Annotated in this window: 24 protein-coding genes; 13 read left to right on the top strand and 11 right to left on the bottom strand. The window is 70.4% G+C overall.

All coding sequences use genetic code 11. The annotated features are described in order from the left end of the window. Positions 1-26 precede the first annotated feature (26 nt). Positions 27-926 carry a peptidylprolyl isomerase gene (locus GGQ96_RS15710; RefSeq protein ID WP_184116483.1) on the top strand — a complete coding sequence of 300 codons (900 nt, stop codon included), beginning with the start codon at positions 27-29 and terminating at the stop codon, positions 924-926. On the opposite strand, the gene ygfZ is transcribed toward GGQ96_RS15710, so the two are convergent. Beyond that, complete coding sequence (gene ygfZ / locus GGQ96_RS15705; protein ID WP_184116481.1) at positions 923-1,657, bottom strand: CAF17-like 4Fe-4S cluster assembly/insertion protein YgfZ; 735 nt, start codon at positions 1,655-1,657, stop codon at positions 923-925. The genes GGQ96_RS15710 and ygfZ overlap by 4 nt on opposite strands. A gap of 75 nt (positions 1,658-1,732) precedes the next feature. On the opposite strand from ygfZ, the gene GGQ96_RS15700 reads away from it, so the two are divergent. The 4 genes from GGQ96_RS15700 (at position 1,733) to GGQ96_RS15685 (ending at position 7,824) form a co-directional block, all read left to right on the top strand. Further along, entirely contained in the window at positions 1,733-3,064 is a 1,332-nt protein-coding gene (locus GGQ96_RS15700; RefSeq protein WP_184116479.1) for a dihydroorotase, read from the top strand. A gap of 189 nt (positions 3,065-3,253) precedes the next feature. Further along, positions 3,254-4,450 carry an MFS transporter gene (locus tag GGQ96_RS15695; protein ID WP_184116601.1) on the top strand — a complete coding sequence of 399 codons (1,197 nt, stop codon included), beginning with the start codon at positions 3,254-3,256 and terminating at the stop codon, positions 4,448-4,450. A gap of 78 nt (positions 4,451-4,528) precedes the next feature. Next, on the top strand, positions 4,529-5,296 hold the full coding sequence (locus GGQ96_RS15690; RefSeq protein ID WP_184116477.1) for a Crp/Fnr family transcriptional regulator: 768 nt from the start codon (positions 4,529-4,531) through the stop codon (positions 5,294-5,296). A gap of 248 nt (positions 5,297-5,544) precedes the next feature. Continuing rightward, positions 5,545-7,824, top strand: coding sequence for a TonB-dependent receptor (locus GGQ96_RS15685; protein ID WP_184116600.1), 2,280 nt, complete (start codon positions 5,545-5,547; stop codon positions 7,822-7,824). 45 nt (positions 7,825-7,869) lie between these two features. On the opposite strand, the gene GGQ96_RS15680 is transcribed toward GGQ96_RS15685, so the two are convergent. The 4 genes from GGQ96_RS15680 to xseA are packed head-to-tail and all read right to left on the bottom strand — an operon-like array spanning position 7,870 to position 10,697. After that, positions 7,870-8,169, bottom strand: a complete 300-nt coding sequence (locus GGQ96_RS15680) for a hypothetical protein (protein ID WP_184116475.1) — start codon at positions 8,167-8,169, stop codon at positions 7,870-7,872. Positions 8,170-8,199: 30 nt separating this feature from the next. After that, a complete protein-coding gene (locus GGQ96_RS15675; RefSeq protein WP_184116473.1) occupies positions 8,200-9,069 on the bottom strand; it encodes a M23 family metallopeptidase in 870 nt (289 codons plus the stop codon). Beyond that, positions 9,066-9,266 (bottom strand): DUF2093 domain-containing protein, encoded by a 201-nt coding sequence (locus tag GGQ96_RS15670; protein ID WP_184116472.1) that lies wholly within the window; start codon positions 9,264-9,266, stop codon positions 9,066-9,068. The genes GGQ96_RS15675 and GGQ96_RS15670 overlap by 4 nt, the downstream gene beginning before the upstream one ends. An 18-nt stretch (positions 9,267-9,284) precedes the next feature. Then, a complete protein-coding gene (xseA, locus tag GGQ96_RS15665; protein ID WP_184116470.1) occupies positions 9,285-10,697 on the bottom strand; it encodes an exodeoxyribonuclease VII large subunit in 1,413 nt (470 codons plus the stop codon). Here xseA and purD point away from each other — a divergent pair. Further along, a complete protein-coding gene (purD, locus tag GGQ96_RS15660; RefSeq protein ID WP_184116468.1) occupies positions 10,696-11,958 on the top strand; it encodes a phosphoribosylamine--glycine ligase in 1,263 nt (420 codons plus the stop codon). The genes xseA and purD overlap by 2 nt on opposite strands. A gap of 233 nt (positions 11,959-12,191) precedes the next feature. Here the strand turns inward: purD and pyk are convergent, their stop codons facing one another. Further along, positions 12,192-13,655 carry a pyruvate kinase gene (gene pyk, locus GGQ96_RS15655; protein WP_184116466.1) on the bottom strand — a complete coding sequence of 488 codons (1,464 nt, stop codon included), beginning with the start codon at positions 13,653-13,655 and terminating at the stop codon, positions 12,192-12,194. Positions 13,656-13,726: 71 nt separating this feature from the next. Here pyk and GGQ96_RS15650 point away from each other — a divergent pair, with 71 nt between their 5' ends. Next, a complete protein-coding gene (locus GGQ96_RS15650; protein WP_184116464.1) occupies positions 13,727-14,020 on the top strand; it encodes a DUF1244 domain-containing protein in 294 nt (97 codons plus the stop codon). A 147-nt stretch (positions 14,021-14,167) separates the two neighbouring features. Continuing rightward, positions 14,168-14,434, top strand: coding sequence for a DUF2312 domain-containing protein (locus GGQ96_RS15645; protein ID WP_184116462.1), 267 nt, complete (start codon positions 14,168-14,170; stop codon positions 14,432-14,434). A gap of 169 nt (positions 14,435-14,603) precedes the next feature. On the opposite strand, the gene GGQ96_RS15640 is transcribed toward GGQ96_RS15645, so the two are convergent. Beyond that, entirely contained in the window at positions 14,604-16,055 is a 1,452-nt protein-coding gene (locus GGQ96_RS15640) for an AAA family ATPase (protein WP_184116460.1), read from the bottom strand. A gap of 84 nt (positions 16,056-16,139) precedes the next feature. On the opposite strand from GGQ96_RS15640, the gene GGQ96_RS15635 reads away from it, so the two are divergent. After that, on the top strand, positions 16,140-16,883 hold the full coding sequence (locus GGQ96_RS15635) for a YebC/PmpR family DNA-binding transcriptional regulator (RefSeq protein ID WP_184116458.1): 744 nt from the start codon (positions 16,140-16,142) through the stop codon (positions 16,881-16,883). Between the two features lie 10 nt (positions 16,884-16,893). Further along, the gene (gene ruvC / locus GGQ96_RS15630) at positions 16,894-17,400 is read left to right on the top strand and encodes a crossover junction endodeoxyribonuclease RuvC (protein ID WP_184116456.1); all 507 of its coding nucleotides are present in this window, start codon (positions 16,894-16,896) and stop codon (positions 17,398-17,400) included. 227 nt (positions 17,401-17,627) lie between these two features. On the opposite strand, the gene GGQ96_RS15625 is transcribed toward ruvC, so the two are convergent. Then, positions 17,628-18,824: an NF038122 family metalloprotease gene (locus tag GGQ96_RS15625; protein ID WP_184116454.1), complete on the bottom strand. Its 1,197-nt coding sequence runs from the start codon at positions 18,822-18,824 to the stop codon at positions 17,628-17,630. Positions 18,825-19,178: 354 nt separating this feature from the next. Here GGQ96_RS15625 and GGQ96_RS15620 point away from each other — a divergent pair, with 354 nt between their 5' ends. Then, entirely contained in the window at positions 19,179-20,636 is a 1,458-nt protein-coding gene (locus tag GGQ96_RS15620; protein WP_184116452.1) for a tetratricopeptide repeat-containing sulfotransferase family protein, read from the top strand. A gap of 101 nt (positions 20,637-20,737) precedes the next feature. On the opposite strand, the gene GGQ96_RS15615 is transcribed toward GGQ96_RS15620, so the two are convergent. Beyond that, on the bottom strand, positions 20,738-20,974 hold the full coding sequence (locus GGQ96_RS15615; protein ID WP_184116450.1) for a hypothetical protein: 237 nt from the start codon (positions 20,972-20,974) through the stop codon (positions 20,738-20,740). A gap of 29 nt (positions 20,975-21,003) precedes the next feature. Further along, entirely contained in the window at positions 21,004-21,957 is a 954-nt protein-coding gene (epsC, locus tag GGQ96_RS15610; protein WP_184116448.1) for a serine O-acetyltransferase EpsC, read from the bottom strand. Positions 21,958-22,085: 128 nt separating this feature from the next. On the opposite strand from epsC, the gene ruvA reads away from it, so the two are divergent. Then, on the top strand, positions 22,086-22,682 hold the full coding sequence (gene ruvA / locus GGQ96_RS15605) for a Holliday junction branch migration protein RuvA (RefSeq protein WP_184116446.1): 597 nt from the start codon (positions 22,086-22,088) through the stop codon (positions 22,680-22,682). 5 nt (positions 22,683-22,687) lie between these two features. Here ruvA and GGQ96_RS15600 read toward each other — a convergent pair whose 3' ends face one another. Next, entirely contained in the window at positions 22,688-23,278 is a 591-nt protein-coding gene (locus GGQ96_RS15600; RefSeq protein WP_184116444.1) for an exopolysaccharide biosynthesis protein, read from the bottom strand. 73 nt (positions 23,279-23,351) lie between these two features. Between GGQ96_RS15600 and ruvB the strand changes: the two genes are divergently transcribed. Beyond that, positions 23,352-24,371, top strand: coding sequence for a Holliday junction branch migration DNA helicase RuvB (gene ruvB / locus GGQ96_RS15595; RefSeq protein ID WP_184116442.1), 1,020 nt, complete (start codon positions 23,352-23,354; stop codon positions 24,369-24,371). Positions 24,372-24,416 lie beyond the last annotated feature (45 nt).

Below are 24,416 nucleotides of genomic sequence, written 5' to 3'. Positions count from 1 at the left end.
AAAGCGGCTCGGGCAGGTTCGCTTCCATGTCGATCCTGCTTCTCGCCGCGTCGCTCCAGGCGGCATCGCCCGCTGCTCCTGCGCCTGCGCCCGCGCCGGCACCCGCAAGCGCCGCACCGGCAGCCGGCGATGCGCTGCCGGAGGATTGGGTGACGATCCCCGACGACGAGCTGCTGGTCTTCACCCTGCGGGGCGGCGGCACGGTAACGGTGCGGCTGGCGGCGCCCTATGCGCCGGTGCATGTCGCCAATATCCGGCGCCTGGCGGCGGCGCGCTGGTGGGACCAGGGGGCCAGCGTCTACCGGGTGCAGGACAATTATGTCGCGCAATGGGGCGATGCGACCGAGAAGAAGCCGCTGCCCGCTGGCCTGGTCACGCCGCCGCCCGCCGAATACGACCAACCGGCCACGGGTGCGGGCGTGGCGGCGCGGCTGGCGCGGCGCGACCCCTATGCCGAAGGGGCCGGCTATAGCCGCGACGGCTGGCCGCTGGCGGGCAGCGGCGCGCGCCAATGGGTGCCGCATTGCTATGCGATGGTGGGCGTGGCCCGGGACCTGGCCCCGGACACCGGCAGCGGCGCCGAGCTCTATACGGTGATCGGCCATGCGCCGCGCGCGCTCGACCGCAACATTGCGATCGTCGGCCGCGTGGTCGACGGGATCGAGCGGCTCTCCGTCCTGCCACGCGGCACCGGCGAGCTGGGCTTCTACAAGACGGAGGGCGAGCGGCTGCCGATCGTCTCGGCCCGGCTGGCGAGCGAGCTGCCCGCGGCCGAGCGGCCGCATTTCCAGTATCGCCGCACCGACAATGCGCGGTTCCGCGCCTGGGTCGCCTCGCGCGAGAACCGCGCGGGGCCGTTCTTCACCGTGCCGGCGGGCGGGGCGGAGATCTGCGCCGCGCTGCCGCCGGTGCGGCGCGCGCCCTAAGCTTCCGCCAGCGCCGCCGCCAGCCAGGCCGGGCGCAGCGCGTCGCCGAGCGCATCGACGCGGGCGTGCTCGACCATCAGACCGAGCTCCGGATAAGTGGCGCGCGTCCGGTCGCCGGGCACGCCCAGCGGCGCGACCACCAGCCGGCGGTTCACCTTGCTGCGATGATGCATCCGGGCGGTATTCTCCTGCCCGACATAGCAGCCCTTGGTGAAGCTGACGCCGTTCAGCTCGCGCGCGTTGCATTCCAGCCAGAGCGTCTCGGCCGAGCCCAGCTCGCCGACCCCCTCGGTCACGCCCAGTCCCAGGCGATGCGCGGTCCAGCCCCGCGCCACCGCCGCCTCCGGTCCGGCGGGGGCGAGCCAGCGGCCGCCCAGCGCCGCCAGCCGGGGGTCGACCACGCCCCGGCTGCCGTCCGGCGACCAGTGGACCTTGAGGTCGGTCGGGGCGATCGTGATCGCGCGGCGCAGGCGATAGAGCGTCAGCCGCTTCGCCAGCGCCTCGACCTGCGCCGCCTCGGCATCGATCAGCACGTCGTCGCCCTCGGCCCAGAGGATGAAGTCGAACAGCGCCTTGCCTTGCGGACTGAGCAGCGCCGCCCAGCGCGGCGCGTCGGGCGCGAGGGCCAGGCAGTCGTTGGTCACCAGCCCCTGGAGGAAGCCGCGCACATCGTCGCCCGCGACGCGCAGCACGGCGCGATCGGCGAGCATTCCCGGACTAGTCTCGTTCATGTCGCCAAGGTAGGAGGGCGACGCACCCGGCGAAAGGCTCGTTGAGATGCCCGAATGCAACGAAAGGATGGCCCCATGACGTTCGACCTGCTCCTCTCCGGCGGTACGGTCCATACGCCCGGTGGCCCCGTCGAGGCCTCGGTGGGCGTGACCGACGGCCGCATCGTCGCCCTGGTCGCGCCGGGCAGCCCGGCGGATGCGGGGCGGCGGATCGACTGCACCGGGCTCGACATCCTGCCCGGCGTGATCGACACCCAGGTCCATTTCCGCGAGCCCGGCCTGACCCACAAGGAGGATCTGGAGACCGGCAGCCGCGCCGCCGTGATGGGCGGCGTGACCGCGGTGTTCGAGATGCCGAACACCAAGCCCAATACCGACAGCGCGGCGGCGATCGACGACAAGCTGGCGCGCGCCCATCACCGCATGTGGTGCGACCATGCCTTCTATGTCGGCGCGACCAACGCCAATGCCGCCGAACTGGCCACGCTGGAGCGGCGGCCGGGCACGGCGGGGGTGAAGATCTTCATGGGCGCCTCGACCGGCGATCTGCTGGTGTCGGAGGACTCGTCGCTGGCCGATGTGCTGGCATCCGGCCATCGCCGCGTCGCCATCCATGCCGAGGACGAGGCGCGGATGCAGGCCCGCATGGGCGAGCGGATCGCGGGCGACCCGACCTCGCACCCGGTGTGGCGCGACGACGAGAGCGCCCTGCTGGCGACCAAGCGCATCCTGGCGCTGGCCCGCGCGGCGAAGCGGCGCATCCACGTCCTGCACGTCACCACCCCGGCCGAGCTGGAGCTGCTCGGCCGGAACAAGGACATCGCCACCTGCGAGGTGACGCCGCAGCACCTGACGCTGGCGGGCGAGGAGGCCTATCCGCGGCTCGGCACGCTGGCGCAGATGAACCCGCCGATCCGCAGCGGCGCGCATCGCGACGGCCTGTGGCACTGGCTGAACCAGGGCGTGCCCGACGTGATCGGTTCCGACCACGCGCCGCACACGCTGGAGGAGAAGGGCAAGCCCTATCCCGACAGCCCCAGCGGGATGCCCGGCGTGCAGACGCTGCTGCCGTTGCTGCTCGACCATGTCGCGCAGGGACGGCTGTCGATGCAGCGGCTGATCGAGCTGACCAGCGCCGGCGCGCAACGCGTGTTCGGCATCGTCGGCAAGGGGCGGATCGTGCGCGGCTACGATGCCGACTTCACGATCGTCGACCGGCGCAAGCAGTGGACCGTGGACGAGGCATGGCTGGCGAGCCGCGCCGGCTGGTCACCCTTCACCGGCATGACGCTGACCGGCAAGCCGATCGGCACGATCGTGCGCGGCCATGTCGCGATGTGGGAGGATCAGCTCGGCGAGCAGGCGCAGGGCGAGCCGATCCGATTCGAGGCGGTCGAATTTGGCTGATCCGGGCGGTGGGGGCAGGGGTGTTCCCTGTCCCATGCACCATCCTGGCGCGGGCGCGGCGTGTGCCCGATCCTTCGCCGTGCTCCTGCGAGAGCAGGGGCACGGGTCGGCATCCCACGTGCATCCGCTGCAATTCCGATGGCATTTCATGCGGTTGACCTTGCGCGCTCGCGCACCGACCTGCACGGTATGACCAGCCTCGCCCTGTCCCCAGGCGGACGCGCGCCCGCGCGCCCCGCCATCGTCCATCTCGCCCTGGCGGTGGGTGGCTTCGCGATCGGCACGACCGAGTTCGCGACCATGAGCCTGTTGCCGATGATGGCCCGCGACCTGGGCATTGATGAGCCGACCGCCGGTCATGTCATCAGCGCCTATGCGCTGGGCGTGGTGGTCGGCGCGCCGACCATCGCGGTGGCGGCGGCGCGCTGGTCGCGGCGCACGCTGCTGATCGCGCTGATGCTGATGTTCGGGGTCGGCAACGCTCTTTCCGCCCTCGCTCCGGATTATGCGACGATGCTGGGCGTGCGCTTCCTGTCCGGCCTGCCGCACGGGGCCTATTTCGGCATCGCCGCGCTGGTCGCGGCCTCGCTGGTCCCGGCCGGGCAGCGCACCCGCGCGGTCGGGCGGGTGATGCTGGGGCTGACCGCGGCGACCGTCGTGGGCGTGCCGCTGGCCAATGCGCTGGGTCAGATCGCGAGTTGGCGCTGGGCCTTCGCCACGGTCGCGCTGCTGGCGCTGACCACGGCGGCTCTGGTGGCGCTGTTCGTCGCGCGCGACGCGCCCGACCGCGATGCTAGCCCCTTGCGCGAACTGGGCGCGCTCCGCCGGCCGCAGGTATGGCTGACGCTCGCCACCGGCGCGATCGGCTTTGGCGGGTTGTTCTGCGTCTACACCTATCTGGCGACCACGCTGCACGAGGTGACGCGGGTGTCCGCCGCGTGGATGCCGCTGGTGTTCGCGGTGTTCGGCATCGGCATGACGCTGGGCAATCTGATCGTGCCGCGCTTCGCCGACCGGGCGCTGATGCCGACGGCGGGGGCGCTGCTGGTCTTCTCGGCGGCGGCGCTGGCGCTGTTCCCCTTCGCCGCGTCGCGCCTGTCCTGGCTGCTGGTCGACGTGCTGGCGATCGGCCTGGGCGGGGCGCTGGGCACCGTGCTCCAGACCCGTCTGATGGACGTGGCGGGCGACGCGCAGGCGCTGGCCGCGGCGCTCAACCACAGCGCGTTCAACACCGCCAATGCCATCGGCCCCTGGGCGGGCGGGCTGGCGATCGCTGCCGGGCTGGGCTGGACCTCGACCGGCTGGGTCGGGGCCGGCCTGGCGCTGGGCGGCCTCGCGATCTGGGCGGTGTCGGCGACGCTGGCGCGCCCCGCCCGGCCGTCCTGATCGCGCGAAGGGTTCCCGCAAGGCCGATAATTGTGGGGCCCCGTTGCGGGGGCGCGGGGGGCATGGCATGTCACCGTCATGAACCGCGCCGGACCGATTTTCCCCCGCAAGAGCGCATTGGCGATCCGCATCGCCCGCCACCTGTCGCTCGACCGGGACGAGGAAGCGGCGCTGGACCTGCTGGAGGGCGCGCCACAGAAGCTGACGCCGGGCGAGCCGCTGCTGACCGCGGGCGAACCGGCGGTGTCGCTGTTCGTGGTGCAGCAGGGCTGGCTGCACCTGTCCAACCGCCTGCCCGACGGCACGCGGCAGATCCTGCGCTTCCATTATCCCGGTGACCTGATCGGCACCTCCTCCATCCCCTGGCACCATGCCGGCGCAACGCTGACCGCGGTTAGCGACTGTATCGTCACGCCGGTCCGCAAAGGCGATCTGGGGCGGCTGTTCGCGCGGCACGGCCGGATCGGCGGCTTCCTCTATGCGATGGCGGCGGCGGAAGCGGTGGCGATGGGCGACCGGTTGACGTCGGTCGGGCGGACCGATGCGCTCCACCGGCTGGCGACCCTGCTGCTCGACATCCGCGCGCGGCTGCGCAGCACGGCGGGCGGCGTGGTCGACACGATCGAGCTGCCGCTGACCCAGACCGATATCGGCGATGCGCTGGGCCTGACCAAGGTCCATGTCAACCGCACCTTCCGCGAAATGGAAAAGCGCGGCATGATCGCGCGCGCGGGCAAGCGGGTGACGCTGCTCGACGATGCGGCGTTGATCGCCTTCACCGGCTTCGTCGACCGTTATGCCAGCATCGCCACCGACTGGCTGCCCGACGAGGCCGGTCTGCGCTGAGCGCGGCGACCGGCGGAACACCGGTGCCATCATACCGACATATATAGGCTTTACCGCGCCGGGCCTGGGACCGGGCCGACCGTTTGCGGGAGGCGTCCGTCGCCCCGTCCGGACCGGCAGAGTCCGGCGGCGCGCGACGGCGAGAAACATCGGCCGGTCCCTGGTTTGACCAAAAAAGGGAAGTATCCGTGTTTCGTATCTGCTTGAAGCCTGCCCTGCGCCTGGGCGCGGGGATCGCCGCGCTGTCCATGGGCGGCGTCGCCGCCGCGCAGACCGGCCCCGCCGGCGCGCCCGATCCCGCCGCCACCCAGTCGGCCGCCCCCGCCGGCAACGAGGACGGGCTGCAGGAGATCACCGTCACCGCCGAGCGCCGCAGCGAGAACCTCCAGCGCGTGCCGCTGTCGGTCACCGCGGTCAGCGGCCAGTCGATGCGCGACTATATGGCGGGCGGCGAGGATATCCTGGCGCTGTCGGGCCGCGTGCCCGGCCTCTATGCGGAGACGACCACCGGCCGCATCTTCCCGCGCTTCTACATTCGCGGCCTGGGCAACGTCGATTTCTACTTGGGCGCGTCGCAGCCCGTGTCGATCATCCAGGACGACATCGTGCTGGAGCATGTCGTGCTGAAGTCGAACCCGGTGTTCGACGTCAACCAGATCGAGGTGCTGCGCGGCCCGCAGGGTTCGCTGTTCGGCCGCAACACCACCGCCGGCATCATCAAGTTCGACACGATCCGTCCCAGCCAGACCTTCCAGGGCCGCGGCCAGGCCTCGGTCGGCAGCTATGGCAGCAACAGCTTCGACATGGGCGTCGGCGGCCCGATCGCGCGCGACCTGGTGGCGTTCCGTCTGTCGGCGCTGATCCAGCACCGCGACAATTGGGTCGACAATCGCTTCGCCGGGGTCAGCGCCGACCGCACCAACACGCCGCGCAAGGACGCCATGGGCGGGTTCGACGAGCGCGACGTGCGCCTGCAACTGCTGCTCACCCCGACCGACCGCGCCTCGGTCCTCGTCTCCGGCCATGCGCGCTGGTATGACGGCACCTCGACGCTGTTCCATCGCGGCGCGCTGAAGCTGGGCAGCAACGACGTGTCGGCCGAGCCGCGCGGCGTCGTCGCCTATGACGAGGGACAGGACAACCCGCAGTCCTATCAGACGCGCGGCTGGTCGGTGAACGCGTCCTACGACTTCGGTCCGGCGATCCTGACCGCGATCAGCGGCTATGAGACGACCAAGGGCTATAGCCGGGGCGACACCGATGGCGGCGCGGGCGCGCTCTATCCGGTGAACGGGGTGGCCAACGGCTTCGGCCTCAGCCAGGGCCAGGTGCGCGACCTCGACCAATACACCCAGGAGCTGCGCCTCGCCTCGCCAAGCGGCGGTCGCTTCACCTGGCAGCTCGGCGGCTTCTACTTCAACTCGGCCGACCTGACCGACTTCTACCAGCGCGCCTTCCTGATCGGCGCCAACCCCAACAACTGGGTCCGCCTGCGCAACACCAACACCTCCTGGGCAGGCTTCGCCCAGGCGAGCTACAAGCTGCTCGACTCCCTCACGATCACCGCCGGCGGCCGGGTGACCGAGGACACCAAGCGCACCCGCCTGCTGAAGACGGCGAACAGCGCCACCAACGCCGTCACCTATCGGGGCCGCACCGATGTCCGCCTGTCGGACACGCAGCCCAGCTGGGACGTCAGCGCGCTGTGGCAGGTCAATCCGGCGAACAGCGTCTATGCCCGCGTCGCGCGCGGCTTCCGGGGCCCGACCATCCAGGGCCGCTCGGCGGTGTTCAACTCCGACTTCTCGACCGCCGATTCGGAGACGATCGTTTCCTATGAGGTCGGCACCAAGTCGAATTTGATCGGCAACACGCTGCGCTTCAACACGGCGCTGTTCACCTATACGGTCGACGACATCCAGCTGAACGGCAATGACACCGACGGCAATGGCGTACTGTTCAACGCGAACAAGGCGCGCGCGTACGGCATGGAGGCGGAGCTCGCCTGGCAGCCGCGCCGCGAGCTGACGGTCTCGCTGGGGGCCAGCGCGCTGCATTCCGAGATCAAGGATCGCAATGCCGAGGCGCAGGTTTGCGCCCTCAACGGGCAGATGACCTGCACCGTCCTGAACCCGGTGCGTCGCGTCGCCACCGCCTTCGGCCCGGTCTATCTGGCGAAGATCGACGGCAACCCGCTGCCCAATGCGCCGAAGTATAATCTCGACGCGACCGTCCGCTGGGACCAGCCGCTGGCCAATGGCGGCACCCTGTTTGCCGCGACCGACTGGAACATCCAGGGCTACACCAACTTCGTGCTGTACCGGACGAAGGAGTTCTATGCGAACGGCAATTTCGAAGGTGGCGTGAAGGTCGGCTACCGCACCCCGGACGACAATCTCGAACTGGCGGTGTTCGCGCGCAACGTCACCAACGAGAAGAACCTGAAGGGCGTGATCGAGAACTACAACGCGGCGGTGTTCAACGACCCGCGCATCATCGGCGTCTCGCTCGGCGGCAAGTTCCGCTGAGCCGGCCGGCCCCCGTCGCGCGAGCGGCGGGGGTTTTTGCTGTCCTCAGCCGATCCAGCCGAAGAAGCGGACCGCATCGGCGATCGTGTCGAAGCGGAGCTGGATGATCCGTTCGCGCTCCCAGCGCGCCCGGTCGATCGAGAAGGCGAGATCCGCCTCGCGCGCCAGCATATAGGGCCGCGTCGCGCACAGCGCATAGAGCGCGCCGCTATAGCCCTCCGCGAGCTCGGCTTCGGTGAAGTCCTTGACGAGGAAGGCGCGCAGGTCGGACGGAACGGGTTCGATCACCATCGCCGCGACGTGGGCGCGGATGCGGCGCACGTCAACGGTGCGACCATCGAGCACGCGTCCCCGTGCTCCCGGGCAAGCACGATCTTACCGCGCCGGCACCGGCCCCGCGACCAGCAGAGGGTCGAGCTTCGCACCGCGCCATTGGAGGCTCCAGTGGAGGTGCGGGCCGGTCGCTCGGCCGGTCGCGCCCGAGCGACCGATCACTTGACCCTGGCGGACGTGGTCGCCGGGGGCGACGTCGATCCGCGACAGGTGCAGGAAGGCGCTGTTGAGCCCCATGCCATGGTCGAGCATCAGCAGATGCCCCTCCAGCGTGAACGGCGTTTGCGCGGCCAGGATCACCACGCCATCGGCGGGGGCGATGATCGGCGTGCCGGTCGGCACCGCCACGTCCGCGCCGCTGTGATAGCCGCCGGGCTTGCCCTGATAGACGCGCTGCGAGCCGAACCAGCCCGATTGCCGCCCCGCCGCCGGCCAGCGGAAACTCTGCTGCCAGCCGGTCGCGTCGGTGGCGACCGCACGCGCCGCGACGATCCGCGCCAGCTCGGCCGGGCGGGCGGCGGCGAACTCCGCATCGGTCTTGCCGGCGCGATAGGGTGCGTCGACCCGCTCGATCCGCCAGTCGCGCGGCGCGACCGCCAGCGTCTGGCTGAGCGTACGGCCGTCCGCCATCGTCACCTCGACCCGCGCGGCGGGGCCAGCGTCGCGGTCGAAGCCGATGATGAACGCCCCGTCCGCCGCGATCGGTAGCGGCTGGCCGTCGAGCGTCGCCAGCACCGCGCCCTCGGGCGCCTCCCCCCGGATCAGCCCGCCCTGGATCGCGTCGCCCGACCAGCGGAACGGCGCAACGGCGGCGGTGGCGGGCGGCAGCGTGTCCTGCGCGATGGCGTCGCGCGTCGCCGCCGCGACGGGCGCGGCGGAGAGCAGCAGCGCCAGTGCGCACCCCGCCTTCATCGCGGCGCCAGCGCCTCGCTCGACACCTGGGCCGTGGCATAGGGCTGCTGGTCGCGCACGCTCCAGTAGCGCAGGTCCTCCAGCGCGATGCGCGCGCCCGTCACGCCGCAGACGACATGATCGCCCGGCACCAGCACGCGAAAGCCGTTCGCCATATAATGGAGGCGGGCAGGGCGATCGGCGTTGGACATCAGCATGGAGAGCTTTCTTCGCGGCTAGAGCAGCGTCGGCTGCTCGGGACTGGGGGCCGCATAGGCCCTGGGCGCGGACCGCTCAACCCGGCGGGGCCGGTCGAGGGTCGGGCCATCGCCCGGATCGACCGCCACATCGACATTGCCGTCGCGAAAATGGAGCGTCACCGCCCCCGCCGCCGCCACCGCCGCGCTGGACATCAGCGTCGCGCCGTCGCGGCCGGTGACCCGGGCATAGCCGCGCTCCAGCACATTGTCGGGGTTGAGCGTCTGGACCAGCCGCCACGTCGATTCCAGCCGATGGCGGGCGGAGTCCACCTGCCGTTGCAACACCGCCGGGCGCAGCGCGCCGGTCGCGCGGTCGAGCTGGCCGCGCGCCACCGTCACCCGCCGCTCCAGCCCGCGATCCAGCCGCGCGCCCGCATCGTCGGCGCGCTGCCGCTGCGGCCCCAGCAGCGCGTCGCGCCTGGGCAGCAGCCGGGCGAGCGCGGTCAGCCGTTCGCGCCCGCGCTCGACATAGCGGCGCGCGCAGCGTTCGGTGCGCTGGCGATGCGAATCAAGGGTCAGCCGCAGGTCGGCGAGCACCGGCACCGCGATCTCGGCGGCGGCGGTCGGCGTCGGCGCGCGCAGGTCGGCGGCATGGTCGCACAATGTCGTGTCCGTCTCGTGCCCGACTGCCGAGATGATCGGGATCGAACAGGCCGCGACGGCGCGCACCACCGCCTCCTCGTTGAACGCCCAGAGATCCTCGATCGAGCCGCCACCGCGCGCGACGATGACCAGATCGGGACGCGGCACCGGGCCGTCCGCCGGTAAGGCGTCGAGGCCGCGCACCGCCGCCGCCACCTCGGCCGCCGCGCCCTCGCCCTGCACCTTGACGGGCCAGACGATCACATGCGTCGGGCAACGGTCCTCCAGCCGGTGGAGGATGTCGCGGATCACCGCGCCGGTCGGCGAGGTGACGACCCCGATCACGCGCGGCAGATAGGGCAGGGCGCGTTTGCGCGCACGGTCGAACAGCCCCTCGCCGGCGAGCTGCGCGCGCAGCTTCTCCAGCAGCGCCATCAGCGCGCCCGCCCCGGCCAGCTCCATCCGCTCGATCACGATCTGGTATTTGGAGCGGCCGGGATAGATGGTCAGCTTGCCGGTGGCGATCACCTCCACCCCGTCCTGCGGGCTGAAGGCCAGGCCGTTGGCGACCCCCTTCCACATCACCCCGTCGATGACCGCCGATTCATCCTTCAGCGCCAGGTAGACATGGCCGGAGGCGGCGCGCTTGAACCCGGAAATCTCGCCGCGCAGGCGGACATGGCCGAACTCGCCCTCCACCATGCGCTTCAGCCTGGACGACAGCTCGCCGACCGACAGAGCGAGTGCGTTGTCGCCGGGCGCCGGCTCGGCTACCAGCCGCGGCTCAGATGAAAAGGGATCGGGCATGAACGTCCTGCTACTCGGCTCCGGGGGCCGCGAACACGCGCTGGCATGGAAGCTGGCGCAATCGCCGCTTCTCGATACGCTCTTCGCCGCGCCCGGCAACCCCGGCATCGCACAGGTCGCGACGATCGTGCCGCTCGACGCGACCGATCACGCCGCCGTCGTCGCCTTCGCGAAGGCGCAGGCGATCGGCCTGGTGGTGATCGGGCCGGAAGCGCCGCTGGTCGACGGCCTGGCGGACAGCCTGCGGGCGGCCGGCGTGCCGGTGTTCGGCCCCGGCCGCGCGGCGGCGCAGCTCGAAGGGTCGAAGGGCTTCACCAAGGATCTGTGCGCGCGCGCCGGCATCCCCACCGCCGGTTACCTGCGCGTCACCGACCTCGCCACCGCGGAAGCCGCGCTGACCGGCACCTTCGGCCTGCCGGTGGTGGTGAAGGCGGATGGCCTGGCGGCGGGCAAGGGAGTGACCGTCGCCATGACCCGGGACGAGGCGCTGGCGGCGGTGCGCGATCTCTTCGCCACGCCGGGCGCGGAGGCGGTGATCGAGGAGTTCCTGGACGGCGAGGAGGCCAGCCTGTTCGTGCTGACCGACGGCGCCGACATCATGGCGTTCGGCACCGCCCAGGACCACAAGCGCGTCGGCGACGGCGACACCGGACCGAACACCGGCGGCATGGGCGCCTACAGTCCGGCGCGCGTGCTGACCCCCGCGCTGGAGGCGCGCGCCATCGACGAGATCATCCGCCCGACCGTCGCCGCGCTGGCGGCGGAGGGCACGCCCTTCATCGGCGTGCTCTATGCCGGGCTGATGCTGACCGCGACGGGGCCGAAGCTGATCGAGTACAACGCCCGCTTCGGCGATCCGGAGACCCAGGTGCTGATGCCCCGTTTCCAGGGGGACCTGGTCGCGCTGATGCTGGCGGTGGCGGAAGGGCGGCTGGCCTCCGCCCCCGCGCCGGTCTTCTCCGACGATGTGGCGCTGACCGTGGTGGTGGCGGCGCGCGGCTATCCCGGCACCCCGGCGGCGGGCGGCGCGATCCGCGCGCTGGACGCGGCGGAGGCGGCGGGCGCGATCGTCTTCCAGGCCGGCACGCGGATGGATGCCGACACGCTGGTCGCCAGCGGCGGGCGCGTGCTGGCGGTCACCGCCCGCTCGCCCTCGATCGCCGGGGCGCAGGCGCTGGCCTATCATGCGGTCGACGCGATCGACTATGCCGACGGCTTCTGCCGCCGCGACATCGGCTGGCGCGAGGTTGCGCGAGGCTAGGGCGAGCGGGCGGTCCTGTCACGACGTTCGACGTCGGACCGCCCCGCTTGGCTGCTGGTGGAAAACTTTGCCGCGCAAAGGGGGGAAGCCATCGCGCCACCCCGGCGAAGGCGGGGGTGGCAGGATAGGGGAGGCAGCTCGACAGTTTCGCAGGGATCCCGTGCAAGGGATGGGGTCGATAAGATGATCCGATCCCCATGCTCCGACAGTGACCGGAGCATGGGGGGGTACGCTCACCCGGCCGCGCCGTAATCCTTCAATTCGTCGCCGGCGATCCGCACCACATGGATCACGTTGGTCGAACCGGGGGTGCGGAACGGCACGCCGGCCATCACCACCACCTGCTCGCCCGCCTTGGCGATGCCGTGGCGCAATGCCATGCGCTTGGCCTTGGCGACCATTTCCTCGAAGCTCTCGACGTCGCGGGTGTGGACCGCGTGCGTGCCCCAGAGCAGGCCCAGCCGCCGCGCCGTCTCCGCCTGCGGGGTCAGCACCAAGATCGGCACCGAGGGGCGCTCGCGCGCCACGCGACGCGCGGTCGAGCCGCTGGTGGTGAAGCAGATGATCGCCACCGCCGACACGGTGCGCGCGATCCCCTTCGCCGCCTCGGCCATCGCGTCGGCGGTGGTGGGGTCGGGCTTCATCACGGTGAAATGGACACGGTCGCCATGCGCGGGATCTCGCTCCACGGCGTTGCCGATCGCGTTCATCATCGCGACCGATTCGACCGGCCATGCGCCCGCCGCCGACTCGGCCGACAGCATGATCGCGTCCGCGCCGTCGTAGATTGCGGTGGCGACGTCCGACACCTCGGCGCGGGTCGGCGAGGGCGACTGGATCATCGATTCGAGCATCTGGGTGGCGACCACCACCGGCCGGCCGAGCCGGCGCGACACCTCGACGATCCGCTTCTGTAGCGGCGGCACCTGCTCGGGCGGCAGCTCGACGCCCAGGTCGCCGCGCGCCACCATCACGCCGTCGCACTGCTCGACGATCTCCTCCAGCCGCTCGATCGCCGCCGGCTTCTCGATCTTGGCGAGCAGGGCCGCCTTGCCCTTGATCAGGCCGCGCGCCTCCATCAGGTCCTCGGGCCGCTGCACGAAGCTCAGCGCGATCCAGTCGACGCCCTGCTCGACCGCGAAGGCCAGATCGCTGCGGTCCTTGTCGGTCAGCGCCGCCATCGGCAGCACCACGTCGGGCACGTTCAGCCCCTTGTTGTTCGACAGCGGCCCGCCGACCTCGACCATGGTGGTGATCCGGTCGACGTCATGCTCGGTGACGCGCAGCACCAGCTTGCCGTCGTCCAGCAGCAGGCGCGCGCCCGGCTCGATCGCGGCGAAGATCTCGCGATGCGGCAGCTCGACGCGGGTCGCGTCGCCCGGCGTCGGGTCGCGGTCGAGCACGAAGGTGGAGCCGGTGGCCAGCTCGACCCGGCCGCCCTCGAACTTGCCGACGCGCAGCTTGGGCCCCTGCAGATCGGCCAGGATCGTGGTCGGGCGACGATATTCGGCCTCCAGGCTGCGGATCGCCTGGATCACGCCGACCTTGGACGCCTGGTCACCATGGCTCATATTCACCCGAAAGGCGTCGGCGCCGGCCTCGAACAGCTTGGCGATCATCTCGCGGCTGTTACTGGCGGGGCCCAAAGTCGCGAGCACGCGCACCTTGCGCGAGCGGGGAGCGATGGCGATGGTCATTCGATTACCTTCCTGGGGTGCACGCCGCGTCCTAATGCCTAAATAAGTCCGATCAACCGCGGAGCATACGTATGGACCCTCTTGACGCACTCGACGACTCGGCGGCGGCCGCCGCTTTTCGCCGCCTCATCCGGCACTTGCGCCATCGCAGCGACGCGCAGAACGTCGACCTGATGGGCCTGGCGGGCTTCTGCCGCAACTGCCTGTCCGACTGGACGGCGGAGGCGGGCGGCCTGTCGAAGGACCAGGCGCGCGAGGCCATCTACGGCATGCCTTATGCCGAATGGAAGCGCGATCACCAGCTGGAGGCGACGCCCGAACAACTGGCGCGCATGGAGGAGAGCGTCCGCCGCAACGCGGCCTAACGCCCGCCGGTCGAGCGGCACGCCGCCAAAGCCTTGAGCGAAGCGGCGCGATCCCGTAGACGCGCCGCCGCACCCTACAGGGTTAACCGGCCCGCCCCCCTCGTGCCATCGCGAGGGGAGGCGGTGTCATTTCGATAAGGACGGATCATGGGCGACGAGCGGGGCGAAGGCATGGGCGGCGGTCAGGTGGCAGCGGACGAGCTGCGCCTGCTGATCGAGCGCGCCGAGCGACTGGAAGAAGAGAAGAAGGGCATCTCGGACGACATCAAGGATGTCATGGCGGAGGCCAAGGGCCGGGGCTACGACCCCAAGGCGATCCGCAAGATCATGTCGATCCGCAAGAAGAAACGGGAAGAATATCAGGAAGAGCAGTCGATCCTGGAAGTGTACATGCAGGCGCTGGGGATGATCTGATCGCGGTCATGGTCCGCCCCGGCGAAGGCCGGGGCCCAGTAAGAGGCCCCGTGGTCAGCCGCGACGGCGCTCCGACCGGGGACCGGCCGTCTCGGTGGCCGCATGACATTGCGCTGAGGCCGCCATTTGACGGTCACTACGTGTGGCAGCGGCATGAGATAGGGCGCGATCAGCCCGCCTCCGCCGCCTCCGTGGTCCAGCCCAGATGCGGGATGGTGATCGAGCGCTTGCCCGATAGGTCCGTGCGCGTCACGAACAGGTCGCGGCTTTCGATATAGCCGATCAGACGGCGCACCCGGCCGAGCGAGCTGGTGCCGTAGGTCGCCGCCAGCGCCGAGTCGGACGGGCAGGGCTTCCCCTCCTTCGCCGCGCGCGCCACCAGCAGGAATGCGCCCAGCATGTCGTCGGGCAGGGTGCCGCCCAACGCGATGGCGTCGACCCATTCGGGGTCCTCGGGGTCGAAGATGCCCGCGCGCGCGCAGGCGAGGCGGCGGGTGAAGCCCGGCAGGTCGAGCGGCGGGCGCGCCAGCCCGGCCATGCGGCAGCGCACCTGGAAGTCCTGGAACAGCGTCGGTCCCGGCCGCAGCGAGGCATCGGGATCGGCAACGATCGCGCGCAGCGCCTCGGCATAGATGGCTTCGACTTCCGACGCGTCCTTCTCCGGCAGCGGGGTGGGGGGTGGCGCGGGCGGGCGGGCGATGTCGGCCATCAGTTCGCCGACCGGCACGAGCCGGGGCCGCGCCTCGAAGCTCATGGGCAGCTCGGGCGCGTCCGGCTCGGCGAGCAGGTCGGCGAGCTCCACCGGCTTGGCCTCGGGCAACGGGGTCAGCTTGGGACTGCCCGAGCGCGCCGACGTCTCGACCGCGCCGATCCGAACGTTGATCGGCCGGCGCGACACGGCGGGGCCGAGCGCCATGAACTGGCCGCGCGCGAGATCGCGAATCGCCTCCGCCTGGCGCCGCTCCATGCCCAGCAGGTCGGCGGCGCGCGCCATGTCGATGTCGAGGAAGGTGCGGCCCATCAGGAAGTTGGATGCCTCGGCCGCGACGTTCTTGGCCAGCTTGGCGAGTCGCTGGGTCGCGATCACACCGGCGAGACCGCGCTTGCGTCCCCGGCACATCAGGTTGGTCATCGCCGACAGGGACGCGCGGCGCACCTCCTCGGCGACCTCGCCCCCGGTGGTCGGGGCGAAGAGCTGCGCCTCGTCGACCACGACCAGCGCCGGATACCAGTGCTCGCGCGGCGCATCGAACAGCGCCTGGAGGAAAGCGGCGGCGCAGCGCATCTGCCCCTCCGCCTCTAGTCCCTCGAGGCTGAGGACAACCGAGGCGCGGTGTTCGCGCAGCCGCGTCGCCAGCCGCGATACCTCGGGGATGGAATAATCCGACGCCTCGATCACGACATGGCCGTACGCCGGCCCGAGCGTGACGAAATCGCCCTCCGGATCGACCACCACCTGCTGCACCTGCCCGGCCGAGCGTTCGAGCAACCGGCGCAGCAGATGCGACTTTCCCGACCCCGAATTGCCCTGCACGAGCAGGCGGGTGGCGAGCAATTCTTCCAGGTCGAGCCCGACGGCGCTGCCACGCTCGTCCAGCCCCATGTCCACGCGTACCGTCATGAGTGCGCCCATTTGGCCCAAGCGGCCGGTTGGCGAAAGCCCCTTTGACGGTTTAAGGGCATGCCATCATCGCAGAGGCGTATCATGGCAGGTCACAGCAAGTTCAAGAATATCATGCATCGCAAGGGTGCGCAGGACAAGAAGCGGTCGAGCATGTTCTCCAAGCTCTCCCGCGAGATCACCGTGGCGGCGAAGATGGGGCTGCCCGATCCGGACATGAACCCGCGCCTGCGCGCGGCGATCAACGCCGCCAAGGCGCAGTCGATGCCCAAGGACAATATCCAGCGCTCGATCGACAAGGCGGCCAAGGGCGACACGGAAAGCTATGAGGAGATCCGCTACGAGGGCTTCGGCCCCGGCGGCGTGTCGTTGATCATCGAGGCGCTGACCGACAATCGCAACCGCACCGCGACCAACGTCCGCACCGCCGTGGCGAAGAATGGCGGCAATCTCGGCGCATCGGGTTCGGTCAGCCATGGCTTCGACCGGATGGGCCTGATCTCCTATCCGGCGACGGTCGGCGACGCCGAGAAGGTGTTCGAGGCGGCGCTGGAGGCCGGCGCGGAGGATGTCAGCTCGTCCGAGGACGGGCATGAGATCTGGACCGCGACCGGCGACCTGCACGAGGTCGCCAAGGCGCTGGAGCCGGTGCTGGGCGAGCCGGAGGGCGCGAAGCTGGCCTGGCGGCCGCAGACCATGGTGGCGGTGAGCGAGGACGAGGCGGCGACCCTGTTCAAGCTCATCGACACGCTGGACGACGACGACGACGTCCAGACCGTCTGGGGCAATTACGAGGTCTCCGACGAGGTGATGGCGAAGTTGGGGTGAGGACAGCGCGATGATCATCCTCGGCCTGGACCCGGGCCTGGGCACGACCGGCTGGGGCGTGATCCGGGCCGAGGGCAATCGCCTGTCGCATATCGCCAACGGCCAGATCAAAACCGAGCCATCGATGCCGCTGCCGCGCCGGCTGACCAATCTCTACGCCGCGCTGATCGACGTGATCCGCGCCGAGCGGCCGGAGGGCGCGGCGGTGGAGGAGGTGCTGGGCAACACCAACGCCCAGTCGACGCTGAAGCTGGGCCAGGCGCGCGGCGTCGTGCTGCTGGCGGCGGCGGGGGCGGGGCTGGCGATCGGCGAATATCATCCCAGCGTCGTCAAGAAGGCGGTGGTCGGGACCGGCGGCGCCGACAAGCGCCAGATCCAGGCGATGATGGCGCATCTGCTGCCCGGCGCGAAGCTGGCCGGGCCCGACGCGGCGGACGCGCTGGCTGTGGCGATCACCCATGCCCACCACGTCGCCAGCGCCGCCGGCATGGCCAGGCGGGCGCGGGTCACGGCGTAGTCCGCCGGACGAATAGCCCTTCTGTTCCCCGGCAAGGGCCGGGGCCCAGTTGGGGAGGCTGATGTAACGGAGCGCTGCGCTTCTTCGCCAGCCTCCCCCAACCGGGTCCCGGCCTCCGCCGGGGAACAGCACGGCAGGGGCTGATGCTGCGCCTTGCACCACATCCGGCAGCAGAACGCCGCCGGTCCGCTGGGACCGGCGGCGTTCGCTTCAACCAGCCGAAGGGGTCAGGCCGCGAAGGTGACCCGGGTGCGGGTGCGACGGCCGCGCAGCGTCGCGCCCATCATCGCGAAGCCGGTCAGCATCAGCGCCCAGCTGCCGGGCTCGGGGACGAGCGAGGCGAACTGGCGATAGATGCTGGCGGTGGTCGCGACATAGCCGGGGTTGCGGAGCACGTCGACGCTGGTGTTCCAGCCCATCGCGTCATAGGCGGCGAGGTCGAGCGCGGTCACTTCGCCCGCCTGGCCGAAGCAGAAGGTCGGGTCGAGGATGCCGATCTGCCCGGTGCAGCCGACCGCGTCCTTCCAGTGCGAAGCCTGGTCGCCATCGCCATTGTAGCGGCCGGTCGACAGCTTGTTGCCGAACAGCGCCGTCTTGCCGCCGTCGATCGAGAAATAGGCGTCGCTGCCGACGCTGAGGTCGAGCACGTCGGGCTTGCCGCGCACCGCGCGGGTCGAGGCGTCGCTGTAGCGGAACATGTCCAGCGCGCTGTAGATCGACGTGTCGTTCAGGCTGTAGCCAAGCGTGCCGGCGCCCGGGCCCTCGCCGCCGTACACGTCAAGGAAATCGACGCCCGACACGAAGCCCAGCGCATGGCCGATCTCGTGGATCGCGACGCCGATGAAGTCGAAGGTGTTGGCCGAGATGCCGTCGGTCGGGTCGAAGTCGAAGCCGAAGGTGCTGCTGAAGGTGATGCTGCCGTCGATCACCGGGTTGTTGGCCCCGATCACGCCGGTCGCCTTGGCGACGGCGGTGTTCAGGTACAGCGTCTTGCTGCTGGTGGTCGAGCCGTCGATGAACTGGGTGTAGGACAGGTCGTCATTGCCGTCGGCGTCGACGCCGTTCGACACCAGCTTCACGCCGCCCTGGCTGTTGAGGCTGGGCAGGACGATCGAGCGGTCGAGCAGCGAGTCGCTCTTGGTGGCGCGGACGCCGCGCTCCCACTGCGCGACCGAGACGTCGGTGCGGGCGCTGCCGGTCGAGCCGATGACATTGGGGGCGAGCGGGGCGAAGCGGACGTTCAGGTTGATCGTCACGTCGTTGGTCAGCACCGAGCCCCAATAGGCTGCGGCGATGTTGAAGCCGGCCTCCGCCGCCGAACCCTTCACGCCACCGGTGTCGATCAGGTTGAAGGTGGCGGCCTGGGCGCCGGTGGACGCGACGCACAAGGCGACGCCGCAGCAGAACAGATGCTTCAGCTTCATGGGAACCCCTTTGGTTGACGAACCCCCATCCCTGGGAGGTTTCGTTAATCCGAGATTAACCATTGGGTCAGGGACGCTGTCAATGCGTTTCGAACAAAATTGTCATGAGTAAAGGTTTGGTGCCCCGTAACTTGGGTCTCACTCCTAATGAAAGATGACAGGTTCGGACGCTAATGGAACCTATCGATCAACCGGGCGTTAGGACGCATCTCGAACCGATTTGGCTGTAATTTTGCCCGATGCGGCGGGACTGGCCATTCGCGCCCCGTCGGCGCGGGCCGCCCTGCGGTGCAGCGCGCGTCGGCCCTGCGGATTTCCTGATGCACCGGCGAACGCTTCGGTTATCGTCTTGCTATGACGAACCAAATCGCTTCCTTCCTGCCGACGATCGCCGCCCTGAAAGCCGCCACGGCGGCGAAGGATAGGGCCGCCACCAACGCGGCGGTGGCGGCGCTGCTCCAGGCGGGCGCGCCGCTGGGGGCGCAATGGCGGGCGCTGGCCGAACTGATGCGGGTCAGCGGCGAGTTCGGGCTGGCGCACCGGGCGATGGACGCCTTCGTCGCCGCGGCTGGCGGTTCCCCCCAGGCGCAGTTCGCCAAGGTGGTGCTGCTGACCCAGACCAACCGGCTGCGCGACGCGCACGCGCTGATCGCGCGCTTGCCCGTCGACGTGCCCGACCGCGCCGGCCATGCCTATGTGCGCGGCAATACGGCGGTGACGCTGGGGCTGGTCGAGGAGGGGCGCGCGCAGCTCGAGCAAGTGCTGCGGGCGCGTCCCGGCTGGGGGCCCGCCTGGCTGTCGCTGGCCGCAACCGTCAACCTGCGCGACCACCCTTTGGGCGAGCGGATGCTGGCCGAGGTGAAGGCGGCGGAGGGACAGGCGCCGGGGGACCATGCGCGGTTCTGCTATGCGCTGGGCAAGCTCCACGCCGATCGCGGCGAGACGGACGCAGCCTTCGCCGCCTATGCGCGCGGCGCGGCGCTGCTCAAGGCGGAGCGGCCGTACAGCCGGGCCGGCAACGCGGCCAACGCCGCCGCCGCGCAACAGGGTTTCGACGGCGACTGGTTCGAGCGGATGCGCGACCGCCAGTCGATCGCCACCGATCGGCCGATCATCGTCACCGGCCTGCCGCGATCGGGCACGACCCTGATCGAACAGATCCTAACCAGCCACAGCGCGGTCGCCGACGGCGCGGAGATCAGCGTCGCGCATCAGGTCGCGGTCGCCACCGGCGGCGTGTCGGCACCCGCGATCGAGCGGCACCTGGCGGCGGGCGGGTCGCTGGCGGCGATGGCGGACCTCTATCTCCACCTCCTGTCGGAACGGTTCGGGACGGAGGGGCGGATCGTCGACAAGACGATCGACAACAGCCGTTTCCTGGGGCTGATCGCGACGATGCTGCCCGATGCGCCGCTGGTCTGGATGCGGCGCGATCCGCTCGACAGCGCCTGGTCGTGCTTCCGCACCTTCTTCATCCACGGCGTCGGCTGGAGCCACGACCTGGGCGACATCGCGCATCATTTCCGGCTGGAGGACCAGTTGCTCGGCTATTGGCAGGAACGGCTCGGCAAGCGGTTGCTGGTGGTGCCGTTCACCGACTTCGTCACCGATCCGACGCCGTGGATCGGCCGGCTGCTGCGCCATTGCGGGCTGGCGGAGGAGCGCGCCGTCTATGACTTCCACCAGACCGACCGGGTGGTGGCGACCGCGAGCAGCCTTCAGGTCCGCCGGCCGATCAACCGCGATGGGCTGGGCGTGGCGGACCCTTATCGCCGCCATCTGGAGCCGTTCATCCGGGCCTATGCGGCATGATCTAGACACAAAGCGGCCCGGTGCTGGGGAGCGCCGGGCCAGGAGGCTACGCCTAGGGAGCATTCCAGGCGAGAGGGTGAAGCGGTCGCCCGCCGAAAGGATCAGAGGCCGTTGCCGGTCGCGGCCTCGTTCCCGAGCGTGTCGTTGCCGAGCAGGTCGTTGCCCAGCGTAGCATTGTCGGCGGCCAGCGGTTCGTCGGTCGCGGTGAGATTGTCGGCGAGGCCGGCATCCGTGTCGTTCAGCGCGGCATTGGCGTCGGTCGTCTCCGCCTTGGGGCCGCAGGCCGACAGGCCGAGCGCGGCGGCGGCGAACAGCGGTAGAATGGCCAGTGTCTTCATCGAATTCCTCCTGTTGAACAATGAACGGGTCAGGTCAGCGCCTCGCGCAGCCGCTCGCTGTCGGCGCGGCTCAGCCGGATCGCTTCGGGCTGGGTGACGATGCTGTCGGGCGGCACGTCGGACAGCAGCCAGACATTGCCGCCGATGGTCGCGCCGCGTCCGATCGCCACGCGGCCCAGGATCGTCGCGCCGGCATAGATGACGACATCGTCCTCGACGATCGGATGGCGGGCATAGCGGTCGCGCGGGCCGAGATCGGTGGTGCCGGCGGGGGTCCGCGCGCCGAGCGTCACATGCTGGTAGAGCCGTACCCGCTCGCCGACGATCGCGGTCTCGCCGATCACGACGCCGGTGCCGTGGTCGATGAAGAAATGCCCGCCGATCGTCGCGCCGGGATGGATGTCGATGCCGGTGCGGCCATTGGCCAGCTCGGATATGATCCGCGCCACGATCGGCGCGCCGAGCGTGTAGAGCGGATGCGCGATGCGGTGGTGCAGGCTGGCGATTGCGCCTGGATAGCAGATCAGGATCTCGTCGACGCTGCGCGCGGCGGGGTCGCCCAGAAAGGCCGCCTCGACATCGCTGTCGATCAGCCGGCGCACCTCGCCCAGGGTCGCGGCGAACAGGCGGACGATCAGGCTGGCCTGGTCGGGGTCGAACCGCGCGTGCGATTCGTCCTGCCAATAGGCGAGTTCGTGCCCGATCTCGCGCTCCAGCTCGACCAGCGCGGCCATCAGCTTGGCGGCGACGAACCGATCCTCATCCTCGGGGCGGCCGCGATAGCCGCCGATCCGCTGCGGGTAGAGCGCGGCGGCGAGCAGTTCCACCGCCCGGTCGATCGCGCCCCGATCGGGGAAGCGGCCGACCGCGACCGGATGCCGGCCGCGCCAGGCCTGGCGGGCCGCGGCGAGGCCGCGCACCGCCTCGTCGATCGCGGAGCCGCCGGCCGGGATGTCGGAGTGGATGGGGATGGCGGGGGTCATCGCGGCGGCTCCTTTCGCCCCGACAATATCCCATCAAAATAGTAGGGATAACAAGAAAAGCTTGGCGCCGAGCAAAAGCGGCTTGGGCGGAGGGTGACGACGCGGCTTCGCTCTTCTACCAGCCGGGGATGATCGCACATCTCAAGGGACGTCTCGACTCGACCGGCATCGACCATGCGGTGATCGATGTCGGCGGCGTCGGTTATCTGATCGGCGCCTCGTCGCGGACCCTGGCGGCGATCGGGCCGGTGGGCGAGGCGGCGACCCTGTTCACCGAGATGCTGGTGTCGGAGGATTCGATCCGGCTGGTCGGTTTCGCCACGGCCGGCGAGCGCGACTGGTTCCGGCTGCTGACCGGCGTGCAGGGTGTGGGGGCGCGGGTGGCGCTGGCGATTCTGTCGGCGCTGGAGCCGGGCGAGCTGGCGCGCGCGGTGGGCGCGCAGGACAAGGCGATGGTCGCGCGGGCCAACGGCGTCGGCCCCAAGCTGGCCGAGCGGATCGTCCGCGAGCTGAAGGACAAGGTGGGCGCGATCCCGCTCGGCCCCGCCGCGATCGGTCAGGCCGCGCCGGTCGGCGCGTCCGCCGATGCGGTGTCGGCGCTGCTCAACCTGGGCTTCCGCCCGGCCGATGCGACGGCGGCGGTGGCCGCGGCGGACGAGGAGCTGGGCGGCGCCGCCAGCCTCGACGCGCTGGTTCGGCTGGCGTTGCGCAAGGCGGCGAAATAGCGGCGTCAGCGGCTGCTGATCAGGCCGATCCCCACCGCCACCGCGACCCCGGCGAGGAGGATCGCGGCGATCATCAGCGCACCGTCGCGGACCAGCAGCGCCAGGCCGAACGCCGCGATCGCCGCCATCGGCGCGGTGCTGGCGAAGGGCAAGAGTTCGAGCGGCGGCACGGTGAGCGCCAGTGCGATCGTGGCAAGCGCGGCGAGGCGGACGAACGGGCCTTGGGTCAGTGCCGGCAGGCGGCCATGGAACCATTGATCCGCCATGCTCGCCACGCCGCGCAGCTTGGCGGTGGCACGATGCACCGTCCTGGCGGCGGCAGCCCGCTTGCCGATGACGTGCGGCAGCCAGAGATGCTGGCGGCCGATCAGCATCTGTACGGCGAAGAGGATGATGATCGCCGCCAGGACCGTCGGCAGGCCGGGAATGCCGCCGATCGGCGAGATTTCGATCAGGGCGGGCACGAGGAGGAAGGGACCATAGGATCGGTTGCCGAACGCCGCGACGGCATCCTCCAGTGACACCCGCGACTGTTGGTCCGCCAGCCGTTCGAGCTTGTCCAAGATGTCGCTGACGCTGCGCGGATCCTCTGCCATGGATCGGCAACGTGAGGTCGTGCGCCTTGTTCCTCTCTCGACCTGAGCGGCGTGCGCGGCTACGGAACGAAGCGTGACCGACGACCGTATTCTCTCCGCCAGCCGCCGCCCCGAGGATGTGGATGCCGCGCTGCGCCCCAAGAGCCTGGACGATTTCGTCGGACAGAAGGCGGCGCGCGAGAATCTGCGCATCTTCATCCAGGCGGCGCGCGGACGCGGCGACGCGTTGGACCATGTGCTGTTCTTCGGGCCGCCCGGTCTCGGCAAGACGACGCTGGCGCAGATCATCGCGCGTGAGATGGGCGTCGGCTTCCGCGCCACCTCCGGCCCGGTGATCGCCAAGTCGGGCGATCTGGCCGCCCTGCTCACCAATCTCGAGGATGGCGACGTGCTGTTCATTGACGAGATCCACCGGCTCCAGCCGGCCGTCGAGGAAGTGCTCTATCCGGCGATGGAGGACCGTGCGCTCGACCTGATGATCGGCGAGGGACCGTCGGCGCGCAGCGTGCGGATCGACCTGCCGCGCTTCACGCTGGTCGGCGCCACGACCCGGCAGGGGCTGCTGACCACGCCGCTTCGCGACCGGTTCGGCATTCCGGTGCGACTGCAATTCTACACCGTCGAGGAACTGATGCGCGTGGTGACTCGGGCCGCCGGGCTGCTCGACCTGGGCATCGCCGCCGACGGCGCGACCGAGATCGCGCGGCGCGCGCGGGGGACGCCGCGCATCGCCGGCCGGCTGCTGCGCCGGGTACGCGACTTCGCCGACGTGGCGGGCGCGGCGGTGGTCGACGCGCGGATCGCCGATGCCGCGCTCACCCGGCTGGAGGTCGATTCGCTGGGGCTGGACGCAATGGACCGGCGCTATCTGCACATGATCGCCGACATCTATCGCGGCGGTCCGGTTGGGGTGGAGACGCTGGCCGCCGGCCTGTCCGAGCCGCGCGACACGATCGAGGAAGTGATCGAGCCCTATCTGATCCAGCTCGGCCTGGTCGCGCGCACCGCGCGGGGACGCGTGCTGAATGCCGGGGGGTGGAAGCATCTGGGCCTCAATCCGCCGGTCGGGTCGCAGGACGGACTGTTCGACTGACGTCGCGGCCGCTGCCGGGGCCGGGGTGACCGCACCATCTTCGAC

This window comes from Sphingomonas abaci, assembly GCF_014199625.1.
GTDB lineage: Bacteria > Pseudomonadota > Alphaproteobacteria > Sphingomonadales > Sphingomonadaceae > Sphingomonas > Sphingomonas abaci.
This window is presented reverse-complemented; position numbering and strand designations above follow the sequence as displayed.